At 71.2% G+C, this 25,383-nt stretch carries 23 protein-coding genes and 1 pseudogene; 15 read left to right on the forward strand and 9 right to left on the reverse strand.

The window, feature by feature from the left end; all coding sequences use genetic code 11:
- The first annotated feature begins 22 nt into the window (after positions 1-22).
- Together ACWD3E_RS30430 and ACWD3E_RS30435 are read left to right on the forward strand one after the other, a co-directional pair.
- Entirely contained in the window at positions 23-1,039 is a 1,017-nt protein-coding gene (locus tag ACWD3E_RS30430; RefSeq protein WP_451390780.1) for an EamA family transporter, read from the forward strand.
- On the forward strand, positions 930-1,571 hold the full coding sequence (locus ACWD3E_RS30435) for an NAD(P)-dependent oxidoreductase (RefSeq protein WP_451390781.1): 642 nt from the start codon (positions 930-932) through the stop codon (positions 1,569-1,571). Before ACWD3E_RS30430 ends, ACWD3E_RS30435 begins: the two co-directional genes overlap by 110 nt.
- A 43-nt stretch (positions 1,572-1,614) precedes the next feature.
- On the opposite strand, the gene ACWD3E_RS30440 is transcribed toward ACWD3E_RS30435, so the two are convergent.
- The gene (locus ACWD3E_RS30440; protein WP_451390782.1) at positions 1,615-3,015 is read right to left on the reverse strand and encodes an aminotransferase-like domain-containing protein; all 1,401 of its coding nucleotides are present in this window, start codon (positions 3,013-3,015) and stop codon (positions 1,615-1,617) included.
- Between ACWD3E_RS30440 and ACWD3E_RS30445 the strand changes: the two genes are divergently transcribed.
- Positions 3,014-4,339, forward strand: coding sequence for an MFS transporter (locus tag ACWD3E_RS30445; RefSeq protein ID WP_451390783.1), 1,326 nt, complete (start codon positions 3,014-3,016; stop codon positions 4,337-4,339). The two genes, ACWD3E_RS30440 and ACWD3E_RS30445, sit on opposite strands and share 2 nt — an antisense overlap.
- A gap of 247 nt (positions 4,340-4,586) precedes the next feature.
- Positions 4,587-5,249, forward strand: a pseudogene (locus tag ACWD3E_RS30450) (reductase); the annotation flags it as partial.
- Positions 5,250-5,290: 41 nt separating this feature from the next.
- Here ACWD3E_RS30450 and ACWD3E_RS30455 read toward each other — a convergent pair.
- Together ACWD3E_RS30455 and ACWD3E_RS30460 are read right to left on the reverse strand one after the other, a co-directional pair.
- Complete coding sequence (locus ACWD3E_RS30455; RefSeq protein ID WP_451390784.1) at positions 5,291-5,776, reverse strand: SRPBCC family protein; 486 nt, start codon at positions 5,774-5,776, stop codon at positions 5,291-5,293.
- A 25-nt stretch (positions 5,777-5,801) separates the two neighbouring features.
- On the reverse strand, positions 5,802-6,416 hold the full coding sequence (locus ACWD3E_RS30460) for a hypothetical protein (RefSeq protein ID WP_451390785.1): 615 nt from the start codon (positions 6,414-6,416) through the stop codon (positions 5,802-5,804).
- Positions 6,417-6,685: 269 nt separating this feature from the next.
- Here ACWD3E_RS30460 and hemL point away from each other — a divergent pair, with 269 nt between their 5' ends.
- The 9 genes from hemL (at position 6,686) to ACWD3E_RS30505 (ending at position 15,579) form a co-directional block, all read left to right on the forward strand.
- A complete protein-coding gene (gene hemL / locus ACWD3E_RS30465) occupies positions 6,686-8,002 on the forward strand; it encodes a glutamate-1-semialdehyde 2,1-aminomutase (RefSeq protein ID WP_451390786.1) in 1,317 nt (438 codons plus the stop codon).
- Between the two features lie 38 nt (positions 8,003-8,040).
- Entirely contained in the window at positions 8,041-8,688 is a 648-nt protein-coding gene (locus ACWD3E_RS30470) for a histidine phosphatase family protein (protein ID WP_451390908.1), read from the forward strand.
- Positions 8,689-8,856: 168 nt separating this feature from the next.
- Positions 8,857-10,176 (forward strand): hypothetical protein, encoded by a 1,320-nt coding sequence (locus tag ACWD3E_RS30475; RefSeq protein WP_451390787.1) that lies wholly within the window; start codon positions 8,857-8,859, stop codon positions 10,174-10,176.
- Positions 10,177-10,267: 91 nt separating this feature from the next.
- Positions 10,268-10,858: a TlpA family protein disulfide reductase gene (locus ACWD3E_RS30480; protein WP_451390788.1), complete on the forward strand. Its 591-nt coding sequence runs from the start codon at positions 10,268-10,270 to the stop codon at positions 10,856-10,858.
- A 1-nt stretch (position 10,859) separates the two neighbouring features.
- Positions 10,860-11,630, forward strand: coding sequence for a cytochrome c biogenesis CcdA family protein (locus ACWD3E_RS30485; protein WP_451390789.1), 771 nt, complete (start codon positions 10,860-10,862; stop codon positions 11,628-11,630).
- Between the two features lie 3 nt (positions 11,631-11,633).
- The gene (gene resB / locus ACWD3E_RS30490) at positions 11,634-13,388 is read left to right on the forward strand and encodes a cytochrome c biogenesis protein ResB (RefSeq protein ID WP_451390790.1); all 1,755 of its coding nucleotides are present in this window, start codon (positions 11,634-11,636) and stop codon (positions 13,386-13,388) included.
- On the forward strand, positions 13,385-14,470 hold the full coding sequence (gene ccsB, locus ACWD3E_RS30495) for a c-type cytochrome biogenesis protein CcsB (RefSeq protein ID WP_451390791.1): 1,086 nt from the start codon (positions 13,385-13,387) through the stop codon (positions 14,468-14,470). Before resB ends, ccsB begins: the two co-directional genes overlap by 4 nt.
- Before the next feature lie 120 nt (positions 14,471-14,590).
- On the forward strand, positions 14,591-15,133 hold the full coding sequence (locus ACWD3E_RS30500) for an FKBP-type peptidyl-prolyl cis-trans isomerase (RefSeq protein WP_451390792.1): 543 nt from the start codon (positions 14,591-14,593) through the stop codon (positions 15,131-15,133).
- 38 nt (positions 15,134-15,171) lie between these two features.
- On the forward strand, positions 15,172-15,579 hold the full coding sequence (locus ACWD3E_RS30505) for a hypothetical protein (RefSeq protein ID WP_451390793.1): 408 nt from the start codon (positions 15,172-15,174) through the stop codon (positions 15,577-15,579).
- A 16-nt stretch (positions 15,580-15,595) separates the two neighbouring features.
- On the opposite strand, the gene ACWD3E_RS30510 is transcribed toward ACWD3E_RS30505, so the two are convergent.
- The 5 genes from ACWD3E_RS30510 to ACWD3E_RS30530 all read right to left on the reverse strand — a co-directional run bounded on the left by ACWD3E_RS30510 (position 15,596) and on the right by ACWD3E_RS30530 (position 21,324).
- On the reverse strand, positions 15,596-16,048 hold the full coding sequence (locus ACWD3E_RS30510) for a PPOX class F420-dependent oxidoreductase (protein WP_451390794.1): 453 nt from the start codon (positions 16,046-16,048) through the stop codon (positions 15,596-15,598).
- A gap of 37 nt (positions 16,049-16,085) precedes the next feature.
- The gene (locus ACWD3E_RS30515; protein WP_451390795.1) at positions 16,086-17,639 is read right to left on the reverse strand and encodes a hypothetical protein; all 1,554 of its coding nucleotides are present in this window, start codon (positions 17,637-17,639) and stop codon (positions 16,086-16,088) included.
- A complete protein-coding gene (locus ACWD3E_RS30520; protein ID WP_451390796.1) occupies positions 17,639-19,741 on the reverse strand; it encodes a hypothetical protein in 2,103 nt (700 codons plus the stop codon). Before ACWD3E_RS30520 ends, ACWD3E_RS30515 begins: the two co-directional genes overlap by 1 nt.
- A 175-nt stretch (positions 19,742-19,916) precedes the next feature.
- Positions 19,917-20,882, reverse strand: a complete 966-nt coding sequence (locus ACWD3E_RS30525) for an isopenicillin N synthase family dioxygenase (protein WP_451390797.1) — start codon at positions 20,880-20,882, stop codon at positions 19,917-19,919.
- Positions 20,875-21,324 (reverse strand): nucleoside deaminase, encoded by a 450-nt coding sequence (locus tag ACWD3E_RS30530; protein WP_451390798.1) that lies wholly within the window; start codon positions 21,322-21,324, stop codon positions 20,875-20,877. The genes ACWD3E_RS30525 and ACWD3E_RS30530 overlap by 8 nt, the downstream gene beginning before the upstream one ends.
- Positions 21,325-21,472: 148 nt before the next feature.
- Between ACWD3E_RS30530 and ACWD3E_RS30535 the strand changes: the two genes are divergently transcribed.
- Together ACWD3E_RS30535 and ACWD3E_RS30540 are read left to right on the forward strand one after the other, a co-directional pair.
- On the forward strand, positions 21,473-23,311 hold the full coding sequence (locus tag ACWD3E_RS30535) for a serine/threonine-protein kinase (protein WP_451390799.1): 1,839 nt from the start codon (positions 21,473-21,475) through the stop codon (positions 23,309-23,311).
- 334 nt (positions 23,312-23,645) lie between these two features.
- Complete coding sequence (locus ACWD3E_RS30540) at positions 23,646-24,605, forward strand: DMT family transporter (RefSeq protein ID WP_451390800.1); 960 nt, start codon at positions 23,646-23,648, stop codon at positions 24,603-24,605.
- On the opposite strand, the gene ACWD3E_RS30545 is transcribed toward ACWD3E_RS30540, so the two are convergent.
- On the reverse strand, positions 24,493-25,383 hold the full coding sequence (locus ACWD3E_RS30545) for a LysR family transcriptional regulator (RefSeq protein WP_451390801.1): 891 nt from the start codon (positions 25,381-25,383) through the stop codon (positions 24,493-24,495). The genes ACWD3E_RS30540 and ACWD3E_RS30545 overlap by 113 nt on opposite strands.

Below are 25,383 nucleotides of genomic sequence, written 5' to 3' on the forward strand. Positions count from 1 at the left end.
GCCGCTGCCGAGACTTCATGACATGCCTCGCATGCCTTCCCCGTCCGCGCAGCGGGCGGCAGACGTCGCCCTGACCGCGCTCGGTCCCGCCTCCTGGGGAACCACGTACGTCGTCACCACCCGGCTGCTGCCGCCCGGGCACCCGATGTTCGCCGGACTGATGCGCGCCCTGCCCGCCGGGCTGATCGCGCTGGCGATCACCCGTGTGCTCCCGCGCGGGGACTGGTGGCGGAAGGCCGCGGTCCTCGGCGTGCTCAACATCGGCGGGATGCCCCTGCTGTTCCTGGCGGCCGAACGCCTCCCCGGCGGTGTCGCCGCCACCCTCAGCGCCGCCCAGCCGCTGCTGATCGCCGGGCTGGCCACCGTGCTGCTCCACGAGCGGCCGACGGCCTGGCGGCTGACCTGGGGTGTGCTCGGCGTGGTCGGCGTCGGACTCGTCGTGCTGGGGCCACAGGCCCGGCTGGACGCCGTCGGCGTGCTCGCCGGCCTCGGGCATACGGCGATCATGGCCGGCGGGGTCGTCCTCGCCAAGCGCTGGGGCCGCCCCGCGGGGGTCGGTCCGCTGACCCTGACCGGCTGGCAGCTGACGGCCGGCGGTCTGCTGATGCTGCCGCTCACTTTCGCGATCGAGGGGGTGCCGCAGCGGATCGACGCCGCGGCGGCGGGCGGCTACCTGTGGCTCGGCAGCATGGCCGGGCTGATCGCGTACACGCTCTGGTTCCGCGGCATCGGCAGGCTGCCGGTCGGCGCGTCCGCAGCGCTGGTGCTGCTGTCTCCGCTGGTCGCGACCGTCATAGGCCTTGCGCTGGGCGAGTCCCTGAGTCTGCTCCAGAGCCTCGGTTTCGTCCTCGCCCTGGCCGCGCTGCTCGCGGCCCAGCTCAACCCTCCGCAGCTCAACCTTCCGAGGAGCAAGAATGATGAAGACAGGCATGACGATCGCCGTGCTCGGCGCCACCGGGATGGTCGGCAGCAGGGTGATCACCGAGTCCCGGGCCCGCGGACACCGGGTGCTGGCCCTGTCCCGCAAGCCCGCGAGTGAGGACCCGGACGTGACGCCGGTCGCGCTCGACGCGAACGACGCGGACGCCGTACGCGAGGCGCTGGCCGGATCCGCCGCGGACGCTGTGGTGCTCGCCGTGCGGACCATGCCGGTCGACCAGGAGTTCCTGGTCGGCACCACCCGTACGGTGCTGGACCTCGCCGCACGGCTCGGGATGCGGGTCCTCGTGGTCGGCGGCGCCGGTGCGCTGCGCAGCCCCGGTGACCGGGAACTGCTGGTCGCCGACAACCCGGCCTATGTGCCGGCGGAGTTCCAGGCCGTCGCCGCCGCCGGGATCGCCCAACTGCGGGCCTGCCAGGCCGATTCGGCCGCCGACTGGGTCTACCTGAGCCCGCCGGCCCTGCTCGAACCCGGTGACCGTACCGGCCACTACCGGCGCGGCACGGACACGTTGCTCACCGGTGCCGACGGCCGGTCATGGATCAGCGCGGAGGACCTTGCCGTCGCCGTGCTCGATGAGCTCGAAGTCCCCGGTCCCGAGCGGCACATCACGGTGGTTCACGGCGGCTGACACCGAGAGGTGCTCAGAGCAGTTCGTCTGCCTCATGCCGTTGTTACGCTCTCGCCGACTCGGCGAGGCGGCGGACGCCCTCGGTGAGGTCGGCGGGGTCCGCGCAGGCCGCGAAGCCGAGTCTCAGGTAGGTGCCCGGTGGCTCGGCGGGGAAGTGGCGGGCGCCCGGGTTGACCGCCACGCCGTGCGCCCGTGCCGCGTCCGCGACGGCGGAGTCCTCGAGGCCGGGCGGGAGCTGGACCCACAGATGCAGGCCGCCCGCGGGGACCCGGACCGGCGTCCAGTCGGGCAGCTCGCGCGCCAGGGCCCCGGACAGCACCGCACAACGTTCCCTCAACTGCGTGGAGAGGGTGCGCAGATGCCGGTCCCACGGCGGCGTGCTCACCAACTCCACGGCAGCCTCCTGCAGGGGCCTGGCGACGAAGAAGTCGTCGACCCGGCGCATCCCCTGCAGTCTGCGCATCACCGGTCCGCGGGCGATCACCGCCCCGATGCGCAGGCTCGGCGAGGCCGGCTTGGTCAGCGAGGTCAGGTGGACCACCGTGCCGTCGCGGTCGTCCGCGACCAGCGGACGCGGCACCGGGCCGCCGTGGCCGAGATGGCGGGCGAAGTCGTCCTCGACGAGGAACGCCCCGGCGGCCCGGGCCACGTCCACGACCTGGCGGCGTCGCACCGGCGCGAGCACGGTGCCGGTCGGATTGTGGAAGGTGGGCTGGCAGTACAGCAGCCGGGCCCCGGTCATGGCGAAGGCGTCGGCGAGCAGGTCGGGGCGGATGCCGTCGTCGTCCATCGGTACGGCCACCGGGCGCAGCCCCGCAGCTCGGGCGGCGGCCAGCGCGCCCGGGTACGTCGGCGACTCCATCAGCACCTGGCTGCCCGGCGCGGCCAGCGCGCGGAACGCCATCGACAGCGCGCCCTGGCCGCCGCCGGTGACCAGCACGTCCTCCGGGCCGACCCCGCCGCCCGCCGCCCGCGCGAAGATCGCGCGCAGCGGTGCGAGGCCCGCGGCGGGTGCCCGGTCCCAGGCGTCGGGGCGACGGGCCGCGCGGGCCAGTGCCGCGGTCAACGCCCTTTCGGGGCGCAGTGACTGGTGCAGATAGCCGCCCGCCATGGCGATCGCCCCGGCGGGCAGCGGATCCGAAAGGCCGTCCGCGGCGCCCGGATCGAAGTCACGACCCGCGAGTGCCACCGCCTGCCAGGAGGTGTCCGGAGCGTCGGCGGCCGTGCGCGCGCGGCGCGGGGCGACGTAGGTGCCGCTGCCCGGGCGGGTCACCACCTCGCCCTCGGCGGCCAGTTGGGCGAACGCCCTGGACACCGTCACCGGGCTGACGCCGTGACGCCCCGTCAACTCGCGGCTGCTGGGCAGCCGGTCGCCGGGCGAGAGCCGGGCGATCTCCTGGCGGAGGATCTCCACCAGTGCACCAGTACTGCTACTGTCAGACATGAGACATGAGAGTAACGCTTCTCACCCTGCTGGAGAATCGCTCCTCGACACGGCCGAGGCGCAGACGGGTGCCGCTGCACCGCCGGAGAGCCTCTGGCGCAACGGCGACTTCCTCAAGTTCTGGCTGGGGGAGACCGTTTCGCTGCTCGGCACCCAGGTGACGACCCTCGCCCTGCCCCTCACCGCCATCCGCGCGTTCGGGGCGAGCGACGAGCAGGTGGGACTGCTGCGGTTCCTGCAACTCGCCCCCTACTTCGGCCTCGCCCTGATCTTCGGCGTGTGGGTGGACCGGGTCCGCCGGCGCAGGGTCATGCTCGCCGCGAACCTCGTCCGGCTGGTCCTGCTGGCGCTCGTCCCCGCCCTGTACTGGGCGCACGCCCTCGACCTGGTCACCCTGACGGTCATCGCGTGCGCCGTCGGTGTCGCGTCGGTGCTGTTCGACGTGAGCTGGATGTCGTACGTGCCCACCCTGGTCCGCGACCCCGCCAACTACGTCGAGGCGAGCGCGAAGATGGGCGTCAGCTCCTCCGCGGCCGATGTGGCGGGGCCCGGGCTCGCGGGTGTACTGGTGTCGGCGCTGACCGCACCGGTGGCGCTGATCGTGGACGCCTTCTCGTATCTGGTGTCCGTGGTCTCCCTGCTGCTCATCCGAACGCCCGAGCCGCGTCCGGAGCAGGGTGCGCGCCGGCACGTCTGGCGGGAGCTGCGGGACGGCCTCGGCTGGGTCATGAAGGACAGGATCCTGCGGGCCCTGGCGCTCGTCGGGTTCTGCTGCAACTTCTCCATGATCACCGTGTGGACGATGTTCCTGCTCCACGGCACCCGCGACCTGCATCTCTCCTCGTCCGCGCTCGGCGGTGTCTTCGCCACAGCCTCCGTGGGCGGCCTGATCGGCGCGCTGATGTCGGGACGGGTCATCAGACGGTTCCGGCTCGGACGGGTCTACCTGGTGGCCCAGTCCGCCCTGCTGCTCGGCCCGAGCCTGATCGCCGCCGCCACCGGGCCCCGACCGGTGGTGATCGCGATGTGCGTCGCGTCCTTCTTCGTCACGTACCTCGGCCTCGGCGTCGCCAACGTCATCATCGTCAGCCTCCGGCAGACGAGCACTCCCGCCTCGATGATGGGCCGGATGACGGCGGCCTTCCGCACCCTGCTGTTCGGCGGCGGCGCCCTCGGCGGCCTGACCGCCGGCCTCCTGACCGGCGAACTCGGCGGCCAGGGCGCCCTGACCATCGCGGCGATCGGCTCCGCCACCGTGGCCCTCGGCCTCCTCACGTCCCCGGTCATCAGACTGACAGCTCTGCCGTCACCGGTGCACCGGTGACCGACGCTTCGGCGTCCGTGCGCTCGACGTTCCCCTGACTCTCACCGGACCCCGGCTCGAGCGAGCACCGGTCGCACCCTGGGTCTCCGGTGAGCTGGACGCGTCGGGTTCGACCAGGGTTCACACCCCTCTGCCAGGCTCTGTGCGCTGTGCTCAACCCCTCATGATCCGGGGCCTGAGACGCCCATGTAATGAGCGGTTCCTACGGTCGCGTAGTGAGAACATGCCCAGCACAGGGGGGAAGGGGGTGGGCCGCCTGCAACCACGCCAGTACTCCATATCCTCAAGCCCTTTGACGGATCCCCACCTGGTGTCGCTGACGGTCTCGGTCGTCCGCTACGAAAGCGTCCGGGGCCGCCCCCGCCAGGGCGTGTGCTCCCCCTTCCTCGCCGACGCCGAGCCCGGCACCCCGGTGCCGGTCCGTGTCCACCGGACGCCGCACTTCCGCCCGCCCGCCGACCCCGCCACACCGGCGGTGATGGTGGGCCCCGGCACGGGCATAGCGCCCTTCATGGGCTTCCTGGAGGACCGCCGGGCCCGCGGCCACCGAGCCCCCAACTGGCTGTTCTTCGGCGAACAGCACCGCGCGACCGACTTCTACTACGAGGAGGAACTGGCCGCCTTCCTCGCCGACGGCACACTCACCCGCCTGGACACCGCCTTCTCCCGCGACCAGCGCGCCAAGGTCTACGTCCAGGACCGCATGCGCGAACACGGCGCCCTGCTCTGGTCCTGGCTCCAGGACGGCGCCCACTTCTACGTCTGCGGCGAAGCCTCCCGCATGGCCAAGGACGTCGACCGGACCCTGCGCGAGACAGCCACCGTCCACGGCGGCCTGGACGAGCCGGAGGCGACGTCGTACGTCAAGCAACTCGCGGCGGACAGGCGCTACGTACGCGACGTGTACTGACGCGGGCCGCGGTGCATCCTCAGCGTGTGAGAGCCGTCGGCTCAGGCCACCTTGTGCTCCTCCTCCAACGCCTCTTTCAGCCGCCGGAGGGTGACCTTCATGGCCTGTCTGTTGTGGGTGACCCGGTCGTGGACGCCGGTCACCACCCGTCCGACGAAGCGCATCAGCAAGCCTCGTTGGTCGATCCAGGTCTCGGTGACCTTGGTCGCTCCGCCGGAACCGATCGGTTCGAAGCCGTAGGACCAGAGGGAGACGCGCAGGCCGGCCGCGCGCACCTGGAAGGTGAACCGCTCGCCGGGATCCGCCGTCACGACGGTGCAGCTGGTCGACCAGGGACGCTGCCGGGCGGAGACGTTGTGCCCGGTGAACCGCGTCCCGGGGCGGACCTGCGCCTGGCCCTCGTCCTTCACATCGGCTCCGGTGCACTCGGGGCTCCAGCGGCCCATGTCGGCCACGTTGGTGACCGCTTCGTACACCACGCCCGGCGAGACCCCGATCACCGTGCTCTCGGACACTTCCCGGTTCAACGGCTGGCTCCTCGAAGTCGAAAGCTCAGGGCCACACAAGGCAATAAGGCTGATGCCCGGCCTCATGCAGCCGGTGGCTGAAGTCCTGCCACTCGTGCAGCAGCTGGTACACGTTGAACGCGTCCCGCGGACCCCCGCGGTCCGGGACCGTCGACCAGATGAAGGCTGCCGCGCCGACCGCCTCCTCGCCGATGCCGCGGATGGGGTCGACGACCGTCATGGGGAGTTTGACGACCGCGTAGTCGGGGTGCAGGACGACCAGTTCGAGGGGCGGGACCTTGTGCAGCGGGACGCCCTCGATGCCGGTGAGGACCATCGCCGCCATCGTCTCAGGCTTGATCTTGGTGAACATGCCGTTCATGCCCAGCTCGTCGCCGCCGAGTTCCTCGGGGCGCATCGAGATGGGGACGCGGGCCGCGGTCGCGCCGTCCGGCGCGCCGAAGTATTTGTACGTCACCCCCACCCGACCACCATTCCTGCTCCCCGCCCGGGGGCCGTCGTACCGCTCGGACTCGTCCGGGACACCCTGTGACTGCCGTGCTTCGGTTGTTTCCTCCGCGTCGCGCCGGTGCCTTCCCCGCCGGGCTCGTCGAGGACCCAGATCATCAGTCCCCTCGCCCAGTCCGCCACCGCGATGCATATCTCCACCCGACTGCTTTTCTAGGACGCGCGGCCCCCGCCACGCAACCTGATCATCGTGTCAGTGACCTCCCCCACGTCCGCCCGCCGAAACGTGCGGTGAAACATGTAAGGGCAGTGTGTAGCCCGTCCAGTCTCGCAGATGGTTCGCGGAGGACACCGTTTCGATCTTGAGGTCGGCCGCGGGCGGGACCGGGTGCGGCCTACCCTGAGGGGGTCACTACGCAACCGGAGTCCGAGAAGTCGGAGAAGTCGCACGTCATGAGTGCCATGAGCGAAACGCCCTATCCCTACGACGCGCCCGCCTCACAGGCGCTCTTCGACCGTGCTGCCGTCGTCACGCCCGGCGGTGTGAACTCGCCGGTGCGCGCCTTCCGCGCCGTGGGCGGCACGCCCCGGTTCATGGTGTCCGGCAAGGGGCCGTATCTGACCGACGCCGACGGGCGCGAGTACGTCGACCTCGTGTGTTCCTGGGGGCCCATGATCCTCGGGCACTCCCACCCCGAGGTCATCGCCGCCGTCCAGGAGGCCGTCGCCCGCGGTACCTCCTTCGGTACGCCCGGTGAGGGCGAGGTCGCGCTCGCCGAGGAGATCGTCGCCCGCGTGGCGCCCGTCGAGCAGGTGCGGCTCGTCAGCAGCGGGACCGAGGCGACCATGTCGGCCATCCGGCTCGCCCGCGGGTTCACCCAGCGGGCCAAGGTGATCAAGTTCGCCGGGTGCTACCACGGGCATGTGGACTCGCTCCTCGCCGCCGCAGGCAGCGGGGTCGCCACGTTCGCGCTGCCCGACACGCCCGGCGTCACCGGCGCCCAGGCCGGCGACACGATCGTGCTGCCGTACAACGACCTCGAGGCCGTGCACGAGGCCTTCCACCGGCACCCGGGCGAGATCGCCTGCGTGATCACCGAGGCCTCGCCCGGCAACATGGGCGTCGTGCCGCCGGACCCCGGCTTCAACCAGGGGCTCAAGGACGCCTGCCGGAAGAACGGCGCCCTCTTCATCTCCGACGAGGTCATGACCGGCTTCCGAACCAGCAGGAACGGCTGGTTCGGGGTTGACGGGGTCGTCCCCGATCTCATGACCTTCGGGAAGGTCATGGGCGGTGGGTTCCCCGCCGCCGCCTTCGGGGGACGGGCTGATGTGATGGCTCATCTTGCGCCCGCCGGGCCCGTGTACCAGGCCGGCACCCTTTCCGGGAACCCCGTCGCCACCGCCGCCGGGCTCGCCCAGCTGCGGCTCCTCGACGACGCCGCCTACGACAAGGTCAACGCCGTCTCCGCGCAGATCCAGGCTCTCGTCACCGAGGCGCTCAACAAGGAAGGCGTCGCCCACCGGCTGCAGAGCGCCTCCAACATGTTCTCCGTGTTCTTCACCGACCGGCAGGTGCGGAACTACGAGGACGCCAAGCGGCAGGAGTCCTTCCGCTACACCGCGTTCTTCCACTCCCTCCTGGCGAACGGCGTCTACCTGCCGCCGTCCTCCTTCGAGTCCTGGTTCGTGTCCACGGCCCATGACGAGCGAGCCATCCAGAAGATCGCCGACGCCCTTCCGGCGGCGGCCCGAGCCGCCGCGGAGGCGACCGCGTGAGCATCAGCAGCGACAAGGACATCACCGTCGTCCACCTCATGCGGCACGGCGAGGTCGAGAACCCGACCGGGGTCCTGTACGGCCGGCTGCCCGGCTACCACCTGTCCGAGCTGGGACGGGAGATGGCCGACCGGGTCGCCGAGCACCTCGCCTCGCGGGACGTCACCTATGTCGTCGCCTCCCCGCTGGAGCGGGCCCAGGAGACCGCCACCCCGATCGCCAAGGCGCACGGGCTGGACCTGGACACCGACGAGCGGCTCATCGAGGCCGACAACGTCTTCCAGGGCAAGACGTTCGGGGTCGGCGACGGCGCGCTGCGCAGGCCGGAGAACTGGAAGCACCTGGTCAACCCCTTCAAGCCGTCCTGGGGCGAGCCGTACGTCGACCAGGTCGTCCGGATGATGGGCGCGCTGAACGCGGCCAAGGACCAGGCGCGCGGGCACGAGGCGGTGCTCGTCAGCCACCAGCTGCCGATCTGGATCGTGCGGTCGTACGTGGAGCGGCGGCGGCTGTGGCACGACCCGCGCAAGCGGCAGTGCACGCTCGCCTCGCTGACGACGTTCACGTACCAGGGCGACAAGATAGTGTCCGTCGGCTACAGCGAGCCCGCCATCGACCTCGTACCGGCCCATCTCCGCGCCGGAGTCAAGCCGGTGAAGGGGAAGAGCAAGGCCTTCGGGGCGTAAGTCCGTGCGCCCCTGCGCCGACCGGCACTTCTGACGGTTCGTTTGGATTGGCTTAGGGGCTTTTTGCCGGACCCGTTGCTAAAAACATAAGTATCCGCGGAACCTCCCCGTTCGTCGCGGCCTCTGAGTGGGTGACCAATCAGCAGGCGTGACGAACGGGGATTTTCCATGCGCACCAGCTCCCGGACCCTCTCCCGGCGGGGAATACTCGGCCTCGGCGCGGGAGCGGCGGCAGCCGCAGGGCTCGCCGGGTGCGGAAGTCTCACATCGTCTGACGGCGGCGGGCACCCGTCCGGTTCCGGGAACCCGGGCGACGGAAAGGGCGGTGAGGGCGCGACGCGTCCGGCGCGCCTCATCGGCGACGGCTCCACCTCCTTCACGGGCAGGCAGCCGCACCAGCCCGCCAAGCCCGAGCCGCTGGAGGCGGGGCAGACCCCGCCGCAGTTCGTGATCTTCTCCTGGGACGGCGCCGGCGAGGTCGGCAACGGCCTCTTCCCGCGCTTCCTGGACCTCGCCAAGGAGCACGGCGCGAGCATGACCTTCTTCCTCTCGGGGCTGTATCTGCTGCCCGAGTCGAAGAAGCGGATGTACGAGCCGCCGAACAACCCGCGCGGCGCCTCCGCCATCGGTTACCTCGCCGACGACCACATCAAGTCGACGCTCGCGGGCGTCCGCCGGGCCTGGCTGGAGGGCCACGAGATCGGCACCCACTTCAACGGGCACTTCTGCGGCGAGACCCACGGCTCGGTGAAGTGGTGGACCCCGCAGCAGTGGCAGAGCGAGATCCGGCAGGCCAAGGCGTTCGTGCAGCAGTGGAAGACCAACACCGGCTGGCACGACCTGCCCGCGCTCCCCTTCGACTACGACAAGGAGCTGGCCGGCGGCCGTACGCCCTGTCTGCTCGGCCAGAACAACCTGCTGCCCACCGCCCGCGCGCTGGGCTGGCGCTACGACGCCTCCTCGCCGGGCGGGCGCCAGGTGTGGCCGGTGCAGCGGATGGGGATCTGGGACCTGCCCCTGCAGCAGGTCCCGTTCCCCGGGCGCTCCTTCGAGGTCCTCTCGATGGACTACAACATGCTCGCCAACCAGTCGGTCAACTCCACCAAGGCGCCCGCCTACAACTACCCGGGCTGGCGCAAGCAGTCGGCGCAGGCGTACATATCCGGATTTCAGCGGGCATACGAGACGAACCGGGCGCCGTTCTTCATAGGCAACCACTTCGAGCAGTGGAACGGCGGGATCTACATGGACGCCGTCGAGGAGGCCTTCAAGCACATCGCGCGGGAGAAGGAGAAGGGGGCGGACGTGCGGCTCGTCTCCTTCAAGCAGTTCGTGGACTGGATGGACGTCCAGAAGCCGGAGGTGCTGGCGAAGCTGCGCACGCTGGACGTCGGGCAGCGGCCCGTCGGCGGGTGGCAGGGCTTCCTCGCGAACGCGAAGTCGGACACCAAGTCGGGCGCCGGGTCGGCCTCTTCCAATGGTGCCTGAAATGCCCTGTGTAAATACCTCCTGATATGCGGGTTTCCGCCCGGCAGGGGGGCGCGCGAACGGCCCGGAAGCGACATGCGAAACTTTTCACATGAGTACCCGTAGCCGCGCCGTCCTGCTCGGCGCCGTGGCCGCCCTGGCGGCCCTGACCCTGTCCGCGTGCGGGAAGGGCGGTACCTCCGGAGGCGGCGGCAACACCAACTTCGTCACCGGCAGAAACGGCATCGCCACCGCCCCGCAGGGCAAGCGCGACGCGGCACCGGACCTGTCCGGCAAGACCATCGACGGCAAGACCGTGGACGTCGCCGACTACAAGGGCAAGGTCGTCGTCGTCAACGTCTGGGGCTCGTGGTGCGGGCCGTGCCGGGAGGAGGCGAAGTACTTCTCCCAGGTCTCCCAGGACTACAAGGACAAGGGTGTCCAGTTCGTCGGCATCAACACGCGGGACACCAGCACCACCCCCGCGGTCGCCTTCGAGAAGGAGCACGGGATCACCTATCCGAGCCTTTACGACCCGACGGGCCGGCTGATGCTCCGCTTCAAGAGGGGCACGCTCAACCCGCAGCTGATCCCTTCCACGATCGTCATCGACCGGAACGGGAAGCTGGCCGCGCGGGCGCTGGAGCCCCTCGACGACACGGCCCTGCTGAAGATGCTCAAGCCGGTCGTCGCGGAGAAGTGACGTGAGCGGACTTCTCACGCTCGCCGCCGTGGGCCCGAACGAGACCGTCCTCAACGGTGCCCTGCTCGTCGCCCTGCCGGTCGCGCTGCTCGGCGGGCTCGTCTCCTTCTTCTCGCCCTGCGTCCTGCCGCTCGTCCCCGGCTACCTCTCCTACGTCACCGGGGTCGCCGGCACCGACCTGGCCGAGGCCAAGCGGGGGCGGATGGTCGCCGGTGCCTCCCTGTTCGTGCTGGGCTTCAGCGCCGTGTTCGTCTCCGGCGGGGCGCTGTTCGGGTACTTCGGCTGGACCCTGCAGGAGCACAAGGACGTCCTGTCGAGGGTCCTCGGCGTCCTCATGATCCTCATGGGCGTGTTCTTCATGGGGCTCATGCCCTGGTTCACCCAGCGCGAGTTCCGCTTTCACAAGCGTCCGGCGACCGGCCTGGTGGGTGCCCCGATACTCGGCGCCCTGTTCGGCATCGGCTGGACGCCCTGCATCGGCCCGACCCTCGCGGCGGTCAACTCCCTCTCCATCCAGCAGTCGAGCGCCGGGCGCGGCGCCCTGCTGATGGTGGCCTACTGCGTCGGCCTCGGCGTGCCCTTCGTGCTCGCCGCCGTCGCCTTCCGCAAGGCACTCGGCGCGTTCGGCTGGGTCAAGCGCCACTATGTCTGGGTGATGCGCATCGGCGGCACGATGATGATCGTGACCGGTGTGCTGCTGCTGACCGGTGAGTGGGACCGGTTGGTGCAGGAGATGCAGACCTGGTCCGACGGCTTCACTGTGGGGATCTGATCGATGAGCAATACGACGACCGACAAGGCCCCGGCCACCGACACCGACCAGGCCCAGGGAACCGACACCGCTTCGGCCGCGGCCGAGGACCAGGACCTGGGGGCGGCCGGCTCGCAGCTGTCCACCGCCCCGCGGGAGGAGCTCGCCTCCGTGCCCGGCATGGGCGTCATCGGCTGGGTCCGCTGGTTCTGGCGGCAGCTGACCTCCATGCGGGTCGCACTGCTGCTGCTCCTGCTGCTCTCGCTCGGCGCGATCCCCGGCTCGCTGATCCCGCAGTCCGGCGCCGACATCACCAAGGTCGACGACTTCCGCAAGGCGCACACCACGCTCGCGCCGATCTACGACAAGCTCGGCCTGTTCCACGTCTACAGCTCGGCGTGGTTCTCCGCGATCTACATCCTGCTGTTCGTCTCCCTCATCGGCTGCATCGTCCCGCGCACCTGGCAGTTCGTCGGCCAGCTGCGCGGCCGTCCGCCGGGCGCGCCCAAGCGCCTGAACCGGCTGCCCGCCTACACCACCTGGCGCACCACCGCCGCCCCGGAAGAGGTCCGCGAGGCGGCGCTCGGCCTGCTGAAGAAGCGCCGCTTCCGCGCCCACCTCGCCGGTGACGCCGTCGCCGCCGAGAAGGGGTACGTGCGCGAGGTCGGCAACCTCGTCTTCCACATCGCGCTGATCGTGCTGCTCGTCGCCTTCGCCTGGGGGCAGCTGTACAAGGCGGACGGCACCAAGCTGATGGTGGAGGGCGACGGCTTCTCCAACGCGCTGCCCATGTACGACGACTTCAAGTCGGGCAGCATGTTCCAGAACGACGACCTGGTGCCGTACAGCTTCGACCTGAAGGACTTCCGCGCCACCTACGAGGTCAACGGCCCCAACCGGGGCACCGCGCGCACCTTCACGGCGAGGATCAAGTACAGCGAGGGTGCGTACGGCAAGGAGAAGGCGACCACCGTCAGGGTCAACGAGCCCCTGAAGATCGGCGACGCCAAGGTCTACCTCGTCAGCCACGGCTACGCCCCCGTCATCACCGTCCGCGACGGCAAGGGCAAGGTGGTCTTCCACGACGCCGTGCCGCTGCTGCCGCTCGACGGGAACATCTCGTCCAACGGCGTGGTGAAGGTGATGGACGGCTACCGCGACCCACAGGGCCGCAAGGAGCAGCTGGGCTTCCAGGCGTTCTTCGTGCCGACGTTCAACCCGAAGGCCGGCACGATGCTGTCGCAGTTCCCGGCGCTGGTGAACCCGCTGCTGGCGGTCAACGCCTACCACGGCGACCTCGGCGTCGACTCCGGCCCGCAGAGCGTCTACCAGCTCGACAAGACCCACATGAAGGCCTACAAGGACGCCAAGGGCCAGCTGCTGAAGAAGCTGCTGCGGCCGGGTGACACCCTGAAGCTGCCGAACGGCGCCGGGTCCATCACCTTCGAGAAGGACATCAAGGAGTGGGCCGGCTTCGAGATGGTCCAGGAGCCGGGCAGCGGCTGGGCGCTCGGCGGTGCCACCGCCGCGATCTTCGGCCTGGCCGCCTCCCTGTTCATCCAGCGCCGCCGCGTCTGGGTGCGGGCGGTGCAGGGCCCCGACGGCGTCACGGTCGTCGAGATGGCCGGGCTCGGCCGCAGTGAGTCCGCCAAGGTGCCCGAGGAACTGGGCGACCTCGCCGGAACCCTCTACGACCAGGCGCCGGGGGCCCCCGACGCCGACACCGACGACGACACCCCCGAATCCCACGTCGTACCTGCCGAAGGGGCTGAGAAGTGACTCTCGCCGCCGCGACCAACGAACACCTGGCGAGCATCAGCAACACGCTGATCTACTCGTCGATGGCCGTCTACACCCTGGCCTTCTTCGCCCACATCGCCGAGTGGCTGTTCGGCAGCCGCAGCAAGGTCGCCCGCACGGCCGCCGCGCTGACCGCCGACAGTGCGCAGCAGCAGGCGAGCGGGCCCGCCGTGACCGTCAAGCAGGCCGGCGGCACGGCTGTGCTGGAGCGGCCCAAGGTGGTCGTGCGCTCCACCTCCGGCGCCCGGGACGTGCCGGACGGGCCGGGCGCGCACGGCGGGGACGCGCAGGGCGACCTCTACGGCCGGATCGCCGTCTCCTTCACGGTGCTCGCCTTCCTGGTGGAGCTGGGTGGCGTGATCACCCGCGCGGCCTCCGTGGAGCGGGCGCCGTGGGGCAACATGTACGAGTTCAACATCACCTTCTCCACGGTCGCGGTCGGCGTGTACCTGGGGCTGCTGGCCCTGAAGAAGAACGTGCGCTGGCTCGGTCTGTTCCTGATCACCTCGGTCCTGCTCGACCTGGGCCTCGCGGTCACCGTCCTCTACACGGCCAGTGACCAGCTGGTGCCCGCCCTGCACTCGTACTGGCTGTACATCCACGTCTCCACCGCGATCTTCTGCGGCGCGGTGTTCTACGTCGGCGCGGTCGCCACGATCCTGTACCTGTTCAAGGACTCGTACGAGAACAAGCTCCAGACCGGCGGCAAGCCGGGCGCCTTCGCGACCTCGGTCCTGGAGCGCCTCCCCGCCTCGGCGTCCCTGGACAAGTTCGCGTACCGGGTGAACGCGGCCGTCTTCCCCCTGTGGACCTTCACGATCATCGCGGGCGCGATCTGGGCGGGCGACGCCTGGGGCCGGTACTGGAACTGGGACCCCAAGGAGACCTGGTCCTTCATCACCTGGGTCGCCTACGCCGGTTACCTGCACGCCCGCGCCACGGCCGGCTGGAAGGGCCGCAAGGCCGCCTACCTGGCGATGCTCGCCTTCGGCTGCTGGCTGTTCAACTACTACGGCGTGAACATCTTCGTCAGCGGCAAGCACTCGTACGCGGGCGTCTGACGCGTCACTCGCCAACTCACCTGCGGCCAAGGCCGGTTCCTTTGACGGGAGTCATGGGGAACCGGCCTTGACTGTTCCTGGCACACGCCAATTCCCCGAATTGCCGTCGGTTGCTCCGAGTTGGGTAAGAAGTCGGGCGACGCCCGGCTCAAGGTGACCGGCAAGGACACCGTGGTGTTCGCCGTCGACATCCTGAACGTCATCGGAAGCCGCGCCCTCGTCCCCGGTGAGCAGCACTCGCTCTCCGACGACCTGCCCGGGGTGCGCATGAACCAGAACGACGGCACCGCGACCCTGACCGTCCCCGACCGTGCCGCTCCCAAGGGCCTGGTCGTCAAGAGCGTGGTGGACGGCGGCGGCCCGGTGGTGAGGGCCGGGCAGACGCTGGTCCTCCAGCACTCCTCGGCCGCCTGGGACGCCGCTCGCGGCAAGGACGAGGCGGACCTCTTCCTCAGCTCCCGCAAGGACGGCGGGCCGCTGTCCGTCGTGATCGGCCGGGGCAATGTCATCGCGGGCTGGGACCGGGCCCTGGCCGGCCGGAAGGCCGGCAGCCGGATCCTCGCCGTCATCCCCGCGAAGCCGGCGTACGGGGCGCATCCGCCGAAGGGCCTGGCACCCGGTGACAGCGTGGTCCCGGTCCTCGACATCCTCGCCGCCGTCTGAGGTCGCTGTCCGAGGGGCGGGTCGGTGACACTGGTGTCATGAGCGGTTCCATCGCACAGGGCAGCAGTCAGACCCACGGGAACACGCACATACTCCACCTTCTGGTGCGGCTCCCGAGGGCCATGGGAGACGTCTGGCCGGCGGTGGCCACCCGCGAGGGGCTCGCGGGCTGGTGCACCGCCGTCGACGTCCTCGAACCCCGGCTGGGCGGCCTGGTCGCCCTGCCCGAGCTGGGCACCGGGCAGGTCACGGCCTGGGACGTGGACCGGGTCGCCGAGTACACCGTGGGGGGCGGCGGCCGGATCCGTTTCCACCTGGAACGGGCCGGCGACATGGCGAGCGTGCTGCGCTTCACCCATGAGTTCCAGGGCGAGGGGGAGTCGGAGGCGGCTTGGCGCGCCCGATTCGAACGCCTGATCGAAAAAATGGAGCCCGCGCAGGGCTAGGCCCTGAAGGCCGGTCCTAGATGTCGAGCGCCGTCCCGTACAGCCGGTCCACCTTCAGCCGGATGACCACCCGGCGCTCGGCGACCAGCTGCTCCAGGAACGCGTCCTCGTCCTCCGGCTGCGCGTCCGCCGGGATCATCCCGAGCAGTTCCCGCCCCACCGCGTCACCGGCAACCGTCGTGACCTCGGAGACCTCGGCCTCGCCCTCGGCGACGGCGAACGACCACACGTCGCCGCCCTGCACGTGCAGCGCGGCACGCGGGTCCCGCTGCAGGTGCTTGAGCTTGACGCGGTCGGCCGTCGTCGAGAACCGCACGATGCGGGCCTCGGCGTCCCAGCTGTAGAGCATGGTGGTCAGGTGGGGATGGCCGGTGCGCTTGACGGTGGCGAGGGTGCCGAACCGCTGCGTGCCGAGCAGGTCGCAGAGGGCGTCGTCGGACAGCGGGCGAGGTGCGGGGCCTTGAGTCATGATGTGATCAACACCCTTGTCCGGCCCGGTATTTCGATTAATGGGACGACGGCGGCAGGCACTGCGTGCCCGGCGGCTTCCCCTCCGGCCAGGCGATCCGTACGAAGCGGGCGCCGCCCTGCGGGGTCAGCTCCACGATCGGTACGGCCTTGTCGTACGGGTTGCCGTGCACGTCCAGGCAGATCCAGCCGCTCGCCCCGTCCACCCGCAGCGAGCCCTTGACCTGCGGCCACTGCAGGCCCACGTCCGCGAGCGAGGGGACCGACCTGCCGTCCGGCACCGCCTCGCGGATGCCGTGCACCGCGAGGCGCACGGTGTCGTAGCCGATGATCAGCTGGCCGTCGTCCAGCGGGGCCGCGCCGACCGGGCCGACCGGCCCCCGGGCCGCGTCCGCCAGCAGCTGCCGCAGCTGCTGGAAGTCCGCCGCCGAACCGCCCGTCTTCGCCGGGTCCTTCGTCCAGGCGTCCGGGTGGGCGAGGGAGGTGTAGCGGACCGAGAGGTTGTGCCGCAGGGCGCTGCGGTCCAGCGTGCTCTCGTGGGTCAGGTACGACGCCTCGTCCCCGGTCAGCACGGTGAACTTCCGGTCCTGGCAGCCGCGTCCGCCCAGCGCGTTGATGAACTGCCGCAGCTGCGTGTGCCGCCCCGCGAACAGGATCGTGTCGGTCTCCCGGGAGGTGTCGCACACCAGGTGCGTGATCTGCCGGAAGGTGTTCGCGGTCGTCCCCTCCTCGCTGCGGTCGGCGGGCGGCGTGAACGGCTGCGGCTCGTACGGCGAGCCCTTGATCAGCGCCGCGAACGACTCCTGCAGCGTGCGCGTGTACGGGTCGCCCGGCTTGTCGTACACCAGCAGCGCCTTGCCCGCGCTCACCTTGGCGAAGGAGGCCAGCGCGCGGGCCTCGTCGGTGTTGGTCGGCGACACCCGGGCCAGGCCCGGGTACGGGTCCTTGCCCTGCTGCCCGTTGGCCAGGTCGTCGGCGGTGATGGAGGAGCCGATCACCGGGATCCCGCGCCGGGTCAGCGCCCGCACGGCCTGCTTGTTGTTGTCGGTGCTCTGCCCGATCCCGGCGACTGCCCGCAGCCGGTCCGCGCTCTTCGTCATCAGGGTCAGCTGCTCGACCGTCTGCGGCCACCGCCCGCCGGTGGCCCCCGGGTTGGCCAGCGCCAGCCGGATCAGCGGGGCCTCCCCGTTGGAGGCGTGGTTGGCCTGGTACTGCGCCAGGTAGGCGCCCTGGAGCTGGTGCTGGATGTCGTTCAGGTTCGTCTGCGCGGCGGAGGTGTACGGCAGCATCAGCGCCACCGTGACGTAACTGCCGGGCTTGAGACGGCCGTTCTCCCGCGCGATCGCCCGTACGACGTCCCGCAGCTGTGGCCGGCCGAAGTCGTAGTCGCCCGTCGCCACGCCCACGCACTCGCCGCTGCCCGGCGGCCGGGAGACCCCCGGCGCGCAGGACCGGTCGGTGTGGGCGACGGTCCGCACCGCGAACACCACCCCGATCACCAGGCCCGCCGTCAGCAGCAGGGCCAGATAGCGGCGCAGCGGGATCTCCCACACGCCCTCGCGTATCCACGTGCCCACACCCCTGCGCGCCATCACGCCTCCCCATTCAGGTCGTCCGGGCCCTCGTCCTCGTCGTCCGGATCGTGGGGGATGTCCAGGGGGCGCCCGGCGAGTGCCGCCGCCGGCCAGTCCCGGGACGCCCGCCACAGCAGCGCGTTGCCCGCGGGCCGCAGGTTGGACAGCTGCTCCAGCTCGAAGCGGAGCCGGTCGCCCACCTTCGGGTCGGGCAGCACCAGCGGATCGGCGAGCTGCCACACCGCGTGCAGCAGCCGCCGTGTCCGCAGGTGCAGGACGGCGTCCGCGCCCTGCGGAGGCCGCTGCCCGGCATCGCCACGGCCCAGCGCGACGGCGGCCCGCCGGTCGGCCCCGCCGGTGGAGTCACGGCCCTCGGCGTCGTGCGCGTGGAAGTACGGCGCCGACGCCACGAAGCGCAGGGTGCGCAGCCAGGCCCGGGTGTCCATGACGGGAAAGGTGTCGCGCAGATGGGCTACTGCCGACTCCGTGCTTCCCAGGGCGAGTTCGTGATGCAGCCGGTAGCGGGCGTGTTCGGCCCCCGGGTAGTGCGCGATCAGCGTCTCGTGCGCCGTCCGCCACGAGGCGTGGTCCGGGTCGCGCAGATGCAGCCGGAGCAGCAGCAGGGTCCGTACGAACGGGTCGCCGACGAACTGGCCGGGCACGCCCGGCAGCCCCTCCTCGGCCAGCAGCGTCTGCAGCGCGCGTACGTCCGCCGGGCCGAAGGTGTCCGGGAGCAGCGTCGCCGCCAGCGCGCAGGCCGAGTCGTGGTCGTGGGCGGCGGCCAGCACGGTCAGCTCGTCCAGGTGCTCGGCGGGTACCAGCCGGTCCAGCAGCGCCTGGTAGGCGGGCAGGCCCGGCTCGTCCTCGTCCGGGCGGACGTCCGTGGTCAGCAGCTCGCCCAGCGAGGACGCCTGCGGCAGATGCTGCGCGGCCGACTCGGCGAGCAGTACGATGCCCAGCGGATTGCCGCCGGTCAACCGGTGTGTCGCATACGGCAGTTGGGGCGGTACGGCGGTGTCGCCGCAGACCGCGCCGACGATGTGCAGGGTGTCGTCCGGGCTCAGCGGCGGCAGCGCGACCAGCAGCGCCCGCGAGGAGGGCGCCGCGTCCGGTGTCCAGTCCGTGCGCCGGGCCACCTCCGCCAGCTCCCGCCGCACCGCGCTGCGCAGCTCCTCGCGGCCCTCGCCGCGCCGGGCCGCGACGAACGCCACCTGGTCCTCGACGCCCTCGGCACGGTCGCGCAGCACCGCCTCCACGAGCCCGGGACCGGGCGGCGACTGGGCGTTGTCGAGCAGCACCAGGGGCCGGCCCAGGCGCTTCATGCGCGGCAGCACGCCCGCGTAGGCTTCGGTCAGGTCGGCGAGCAGCGCCCGCACCAGATACCGCTCGGAGTGCTCGCGGGAGGTGCCGCCCGCGCGGAAGTGCCCGGACAGCAGGATCAGCCCGCGCTGGGCGTGCCCGCCCGCGTTCGGATACGTCCGGTACCACACCGACGCCTTCTGCTGCCGGCGGCTGCTGAAGCCCTCGGCGACCGACTCCAGGGTCGCCTCGATGGCCCCGCCCACCAGCGGTCCGGTGCCGGTGGCCGCGGCGACGACCTTGGCGGCCACCTTCCCGGCCCAGCGCCCGGCGAAGCCGCTGATCCACGAGCCGCTCTCGTTCAGCAGCAGGATCCGCTCGACCTCCCGGCGGATCCGCTCCGAGTCGGCGTCGCCCCAGCCGCCCGCGGCCACCGCGACCAGCCCCGACATCAGCCGCGGGAACGTGATCCGCCCGGCGCCGGTCACCGGCGCGGCCAGCTGCTCGGCGATCACCAGCAGCGCCTGGGCGAGCGGCGACCAGGAGTCGGCGGGCCGCTCCGCCGGGGGCCGCGCGAACTGCTCCTCCGCGCAGTCGATCAGCGCGACCGGCGTATGCCCCTTGTAGGCGTCCCGCAGCTCACCGAGCACCGCGCTCTTGCCCAGACCGCGGGCGCCGGTCAGCACCACCAGGGGCAGCTCGCCCGGGTGCTCGTACGGATGGCCGCGATGCTGGTGCGGGCGCAGGCCCACGAGCCGCGGCGCGAGACCGGGTGGATCGAAGTCGAACAGCGCTCCGCGCCCGTGCAACCGTCTGTGCACCACATCTCCCCCTCAACAGCAGTGTAAAAAGGGGAAGTTGCTCCGGGCCAGGGTCAGTGATGTCCGTTGGGTTACGAAAATGACTGGGGCATGAGGGACCGGGTCGGGCAAGCGGCGCCGCGACCAGGTCCCTGAGCCGCTCGACGTACAGCCGCATGTGCTCGGCCGCAAGTGATCAACCGACGGTGATCGAGTCCAGCTTCTCCCGCAGGTACACGTGCGAGTCGACGGGCGGGTACGCCACCCGGCCCACCGGCGCCGGCACGGACTCCACCAGGGTGCCCGGGGTGCACTCGCCGAAGTACACGAGGGACATCAGCTCCTCGGCGGGCGCGTCGGCGGGCGGCGGCAGCACCCGGTGCCGCCCCGAACGCCACCGGTCGCCGGTCCAACGGGCCAGCAGGTCGCCGATGTTGATGGTGAAGGCGGCCGGGTCGTAGGGCGCGTCCTCCCACCCGCCCGCGTCGGTGTACACCTGGAGCCCGCCCGTGCCCGCCTGCCGGTCGAGGATCGTGACGGTCCCGAAGTCGGTGTGCGGCCCGATCCGGAACTGCCCCGGCTCCGCCTCCCCGACGACCTCCGTCCCCGGATACCAGTTGATGTTGAAGCCGTACGTCGGATGGTCCATGTGCCGGGAGAAGAAGTCGGGTTCGAGCCCGAGCGCGTACCCGAGCAGGGAGAGCAACTGCTTCTCCAGCCCGGCCATGTGCCCCAGGTACTCCTCGCACAACGGCCGGAGCCCGGGTGCCTCGACGGGCCACACATTGGGGGCGTACCACTCGGCGTTGACCACCGGGTCGTCGAACGGTTCGTCCGTCGCGAAGGTCAGCGACTCCTTCAGATCGGGCGGCGTCTCGGTCCCCTCCGCGTACGCGTTGGCCTCGGCCCCGGGCCCGAGCCACCCGCGACCGCCGACCTTCGCCTCGTACCGCCGCTTGACGTCGTCCGGCAGCAGGAAGAAGCCCCGTGCGGCCGTACGGATCCGGGCGCGCAGGCCAGGGTCGACGCCATGCCCGGTGACCAGCAGGAAACCGGCGGTCCGCAGGGCCTGGTCGACGGTACGGGCGAGGCCGGCGCGGGCTTCGGCGTCGCCGTCCAGCCAGGGCCGCAGATCGATCGTCGGAATACGGGGATCACTCACCGATGTCCTCGTTCCACAGGTCAGGGTCGCTGTCGATGAAGCCGCGCATCAGCTCGACGCACTCCGGATCGTCCAGCAGGACGATCTCCACGCCGTGCTCGGCGAGCCAGTCGTGGCCGCCGTGGAAGGTGACGGCCTCGCCGATCACCACCCGCGAGATGCCGAACTGCCGGACCAGCCCACTGCAGTACCAGCAGGGGGAGAGGGTGGTGACCATGGTCGTACCGCGGTACGACCGCTGCCGCCCCGCCGCCCGGAACGCGGCCGTCTCCGCGTGCAGGGACGGGTCGCCGTCCTGGACACGGCGGTTGTGGCCGCGGCCCAGCAGGGTGCCGTCGGTGCCGTAGAGGGCGGCGCCGACCGGGATGCCGCCCTCGGCGCGTCCGGCGCGGGCCTCGGCGAGGGCGGTGGCGAGCCAGGCACGGGCCGTGTCCAGATCCATGGCCTCACTGTCCGGCACGGGGGAGGCCGGGGCAACGGTGACACGGCGACACGGGGCACGGGGGCACGGTCCGAACCAATATGTTGGACCGCCGGGTTGTCGGCCCAGGCTGGTGAATCAGCGTCACATCGGGTGCAGGGAGAGCGAGTTGAACAACGGGGAAAACGGGGAAGACGTCGGCGTCGAGCCGCTGGAGGGCGACGACCCCCGGCGGATCGGGCCGATCCCGCTGGTCGGCCGGCTCGGTGCCGGTGGCATGGGCCGGGTCTACCTCGGGGTGCACGAGGGCCGGTACGCCGCCGTCAAGCAGGTGCTGCCGTCCGTCGTCGCCGAGGACAAGGACTTCGTCCGCCGCTTCGGGCACGAGCTGGACAACCTCTCCCGGCTGCCCGCCGGGGCCACCGCGCCCCTGCTCGCCGGTGACCGCGACGCCCGCCCGCCGTGGTTCGCCACCGCCTACGTGCCGGGGCTGACCCTGAACGCCGCCGTCGAGGCGCACGGCGGGCCGCTGCCGAGCGAGGCGCTGTGGTGGCTGCTGCGGGAGGCCGCGGCCGGGCTGGCGGCCGTGCACGAGCTGGACATGGTCCACCGGGACATCAAGCCGTCCAACGTCATGCTGACCCTCGACGGTGTCACCCTCATCGACTTCGGTGTCGCGCGGGCCGCGGACCAGAGCCAGCTGACCCGGACCGGCATGGTGGTGGGTACCCCCGCCTACATGTCGCCCGAACAGGCTTCCGGCGTCAAGCGGTTGACCGGTGCGGTGGACGTGTTCGCGCTCGGCTCCGTGATGGCGTTCGCGGCGTGCGGACGGCCGCCCTTCGGTGACGAGTCCGGGCACGCGGTGCTCTACCGGATCGTGCACGAACAGCCCGACCTGGCGGAGCTGCACGAACGCGACCCGGAGCTGGCCTCGGTCGTCGCCTCCTGCCTGGACAAGGACCCCGAGGGCCGGCCGACCGCCGCGGAACTGGTTGAACTCGCGGCAGGGCGGGGCCCGTCCGGCCCCGGGCGGTGGCCCGCGGCCGTCCACGAACGGCTCGCGGCGCGCATGGCGTTCGCGGCGGAGGTGCCGGAGGTGCCGGAGGTGCCTGAGCCCCGGCCTGAGGCTTCGGAAGAGGGCGAGCCCGAGGTCGTCGTAGGGCGGACTCAGGAGGAGCTGGGGCGCAAGCGTCGGTCGCGTGTCCTGGTCGCCGTCGTCCCGGTCGTCGTCGCCGGTACGGCGACCCTGGCCATCCAGCTGCTGCCCTACGCCACCGACTCGGGCCGGGCCGACGCGGGCGGGACCCCGGCCGCCTCGGCCACCGCCTCCGCCTCCGCCTCCGCCTCGTCAGGGGTACCCATCGGAGCCCCGTCCGGTACGCCGAAACCGAGCAAGAGCGGCTCGGCTTCGCCCTCCGGTAAGAAGAAGCCCGGCAAGGCGGACCCGGACGGCGGCACCGGCGGCGGTGACCGGGGGAGCGGGACCCACTCCGGTTCCGGTTCCGGTTCGGGCTCCGGCTCCCCGGTCGACAGCTCGGGCGATACCGGCAACTCGTCCGGCGGATCTTCGGGCGGCTCCTCCAGGGGCTCCTCCGGTGGAGCCGTCGGAGGATCAGGCGAAACCTCCACCACCAGCCCAGGATCCGGCTCCTTCCGCCTCAAGAACGGCGAGAACGGCAAGTGCCTGACCCAGATCTACGGCTCCACCGGCCTCGGCAGCTGCTCCGACTCCACCGCACGCTGGACCTTCCGCAGCGCGGCCGGCGGCAGTGTGAAGGTGGTCAACGTGTCGACCGGCTCCTGCCTGAGCGCCAACGGCAACAACCAGGCCGTCTTCGTCGGGGACTGCTCACAGGGCGGCAGCAACCTGCGCTGGACGACGGGCTCCGGCAACTCCCTGCGCACGGTCTACGACGGCGGCTGCCTCGACCTCGCCTTCGGCGGCGGCACGGCCGAGGCGACCTGCCAGTCGGGGGCGTCCTCGCAGAGCTGGGCCAGGATCTGAGGGACGGGACGGCTACGCGCCCCCCCGCAGCAGCAGCTTGCCGGTGCTGGTCCGGGCGCCCATCAGCCGATGGGCGTCGGCCGCCTCCGCCAGGGCGAACAAGGTAGGTGGGAATCTCCTGGCTTCAGCCGGGAGAGCACTTCAAGAGCACCAGTTCCTGGCCCTCGCCCAGCCCGGCACCAGGCCGCGGTCGCCAGTCCGCGCACCTGCGGGTCACCCTCAGTGAGTTGACGAACGTACGACCTGGGACCATCGACATCGCCGATGCCCCCATCGGCAGGACGCCCCACTGGCGCGTGGACCGGCCCCGGCGGCCGTTCGTAGCGTCGTCGGCATGACCTCACAGAACAAGGGCACGGCCCAGCTGACGACCGCGATGGTGCTCTCCGGCACCCTCGGTGTCTTCGTCGTCGAGTCGGGCGCCTCGCCCTTCGACGTCGTCTTCTTCCGCGTCCTGTTCGGCGCCCTGGCGCTGGGCTCCTACGTCGTCGCCCGCGGCTGGCTGCGCGGCCACGGCTTCACCCCGCGCACGCTCGGACTGGCCGTCCTCGGGGGCGTGTTCATCGTCTTCAACTGGGTCCTGCTCTTCCAGGCGTACGAGAACACGTCCATCTCGGTGGCCACGGTGGTCTACCACACGCAGCCCTTCTACGTGGTCCTGCTGGGCGCCCTGCTCTTCCGGGAACGGCTGACGGCCGCCAAGGTGGGCTGGATCGCGCTGGCCTTCGCGGGCCTGGTCCTCGTTTCGGGCGTCACGCCCGCCGACTTCACGAGCGGCGGCGGCACGTACCTGACGGGCATCGGCCAGGCCCTGCTCGCCGCCCTCCTCTACGGACTGTCCACCCTGGTCACCAAGCGGATCAGCGGCGTCCGCCCGCACCTCATCGCCCTCGTCCAGGTGCTGGTCGGCATCCCGCTCCTGCTGCCGTTCGCCGACTTCGGCGCGATGAGCGGCACGGGCTGGCGCTGGGGCTGGCTGGCCGGGCTCGGCCTCATCCACACCGGGGTGATGTACGTCCTGATGTACGCGGCCTACGCCAAGCTGCCGACCTCGAAGATCGCCGTACTCGCCTTCGTCTACCCGGCGGTCGCGATGGTCATGGACTGGGCGGTGTACGGCCACCACATCGGCCTCGTCCAGGCGCTCGGCGTCCCGCTGATCGTGACGGCGAGCCTGAAGGTCACGCTTGCCCGGCCTGTTCGGACACCAGCTTCCGCGCCTGCTCCACGAACAGCCGCGCGTGCGCCGGAAGCCGCTTCCCGGCCCGCCACGCCAGTTGCGTCCGAAGCGTGAACGGCGGCTCCCAGCGAAGCCGTACGAGAGAACCCTTTGCGAGTTCGGCGGCGACCGTCACCTCGGGCAGCAGCGCGATGCCGAGGCCGGCCGCCGCCGCGCGTTTGGTGGCCTCGATCGTGCCGAACTCCATGAACCCGACGTCCCCCAGGGACTTCAGCTCCCGCTCGAACAGGTCCCGGTAGGCGCAGCCGGGTTCGGTGGCGAGCAGGGACTGCCGTAGGAGGTCGTGGGTGCCGAATTCCGCGCCCGCCAAGGGGTGTTGCGGTCCCGCGACCAGCGCCAGCGGCTCCACCGCCAGCACCGCGCTCTCCAGCCCCGGGTGCTCGGTCTCCGCCTCCATCAGGAACCCGAGGTCGTACGTCCCCTGCCGCAGCGCCTGCCGGGTCTCGTCGCCGATGGTGGTGCGCAGGGCGAGCCGCACCCTGGGGTGGCGGTGGTGGAAGTACTCCAGCAGCGGGGGCAGCCGGTAGGAGGTCAGGGACTCCATCGTGCCGATCGTGAGGGTGCCCTCCGGCTCCTCGGCGCCGGTGACCGCCGCCTGCGCCTCCTCGGTCAGCTCGATGATCCGGCGCGCGTACGGCAGCAGCCGCTCGCCCGCCTCGGTGAGCCGGATCCGGCTGCCGAGCCGGTCGAACAGCTCGGTGCCGAGCGAGGACTCCAGTGTGCGGATCTGGCTGGTCACGCTGGACTGGGCGTACGACAGCTCGGCCGCGGCCCGGGTGAAGCTCAGCACCGTGGCGACCTTCTCGAAGGTGACGAGCAGGCGGAGTTCCAT

The sequence above is a fragment of the Streptomyces sp. NPDC002676 genome, from assembly GCF_053592455.1.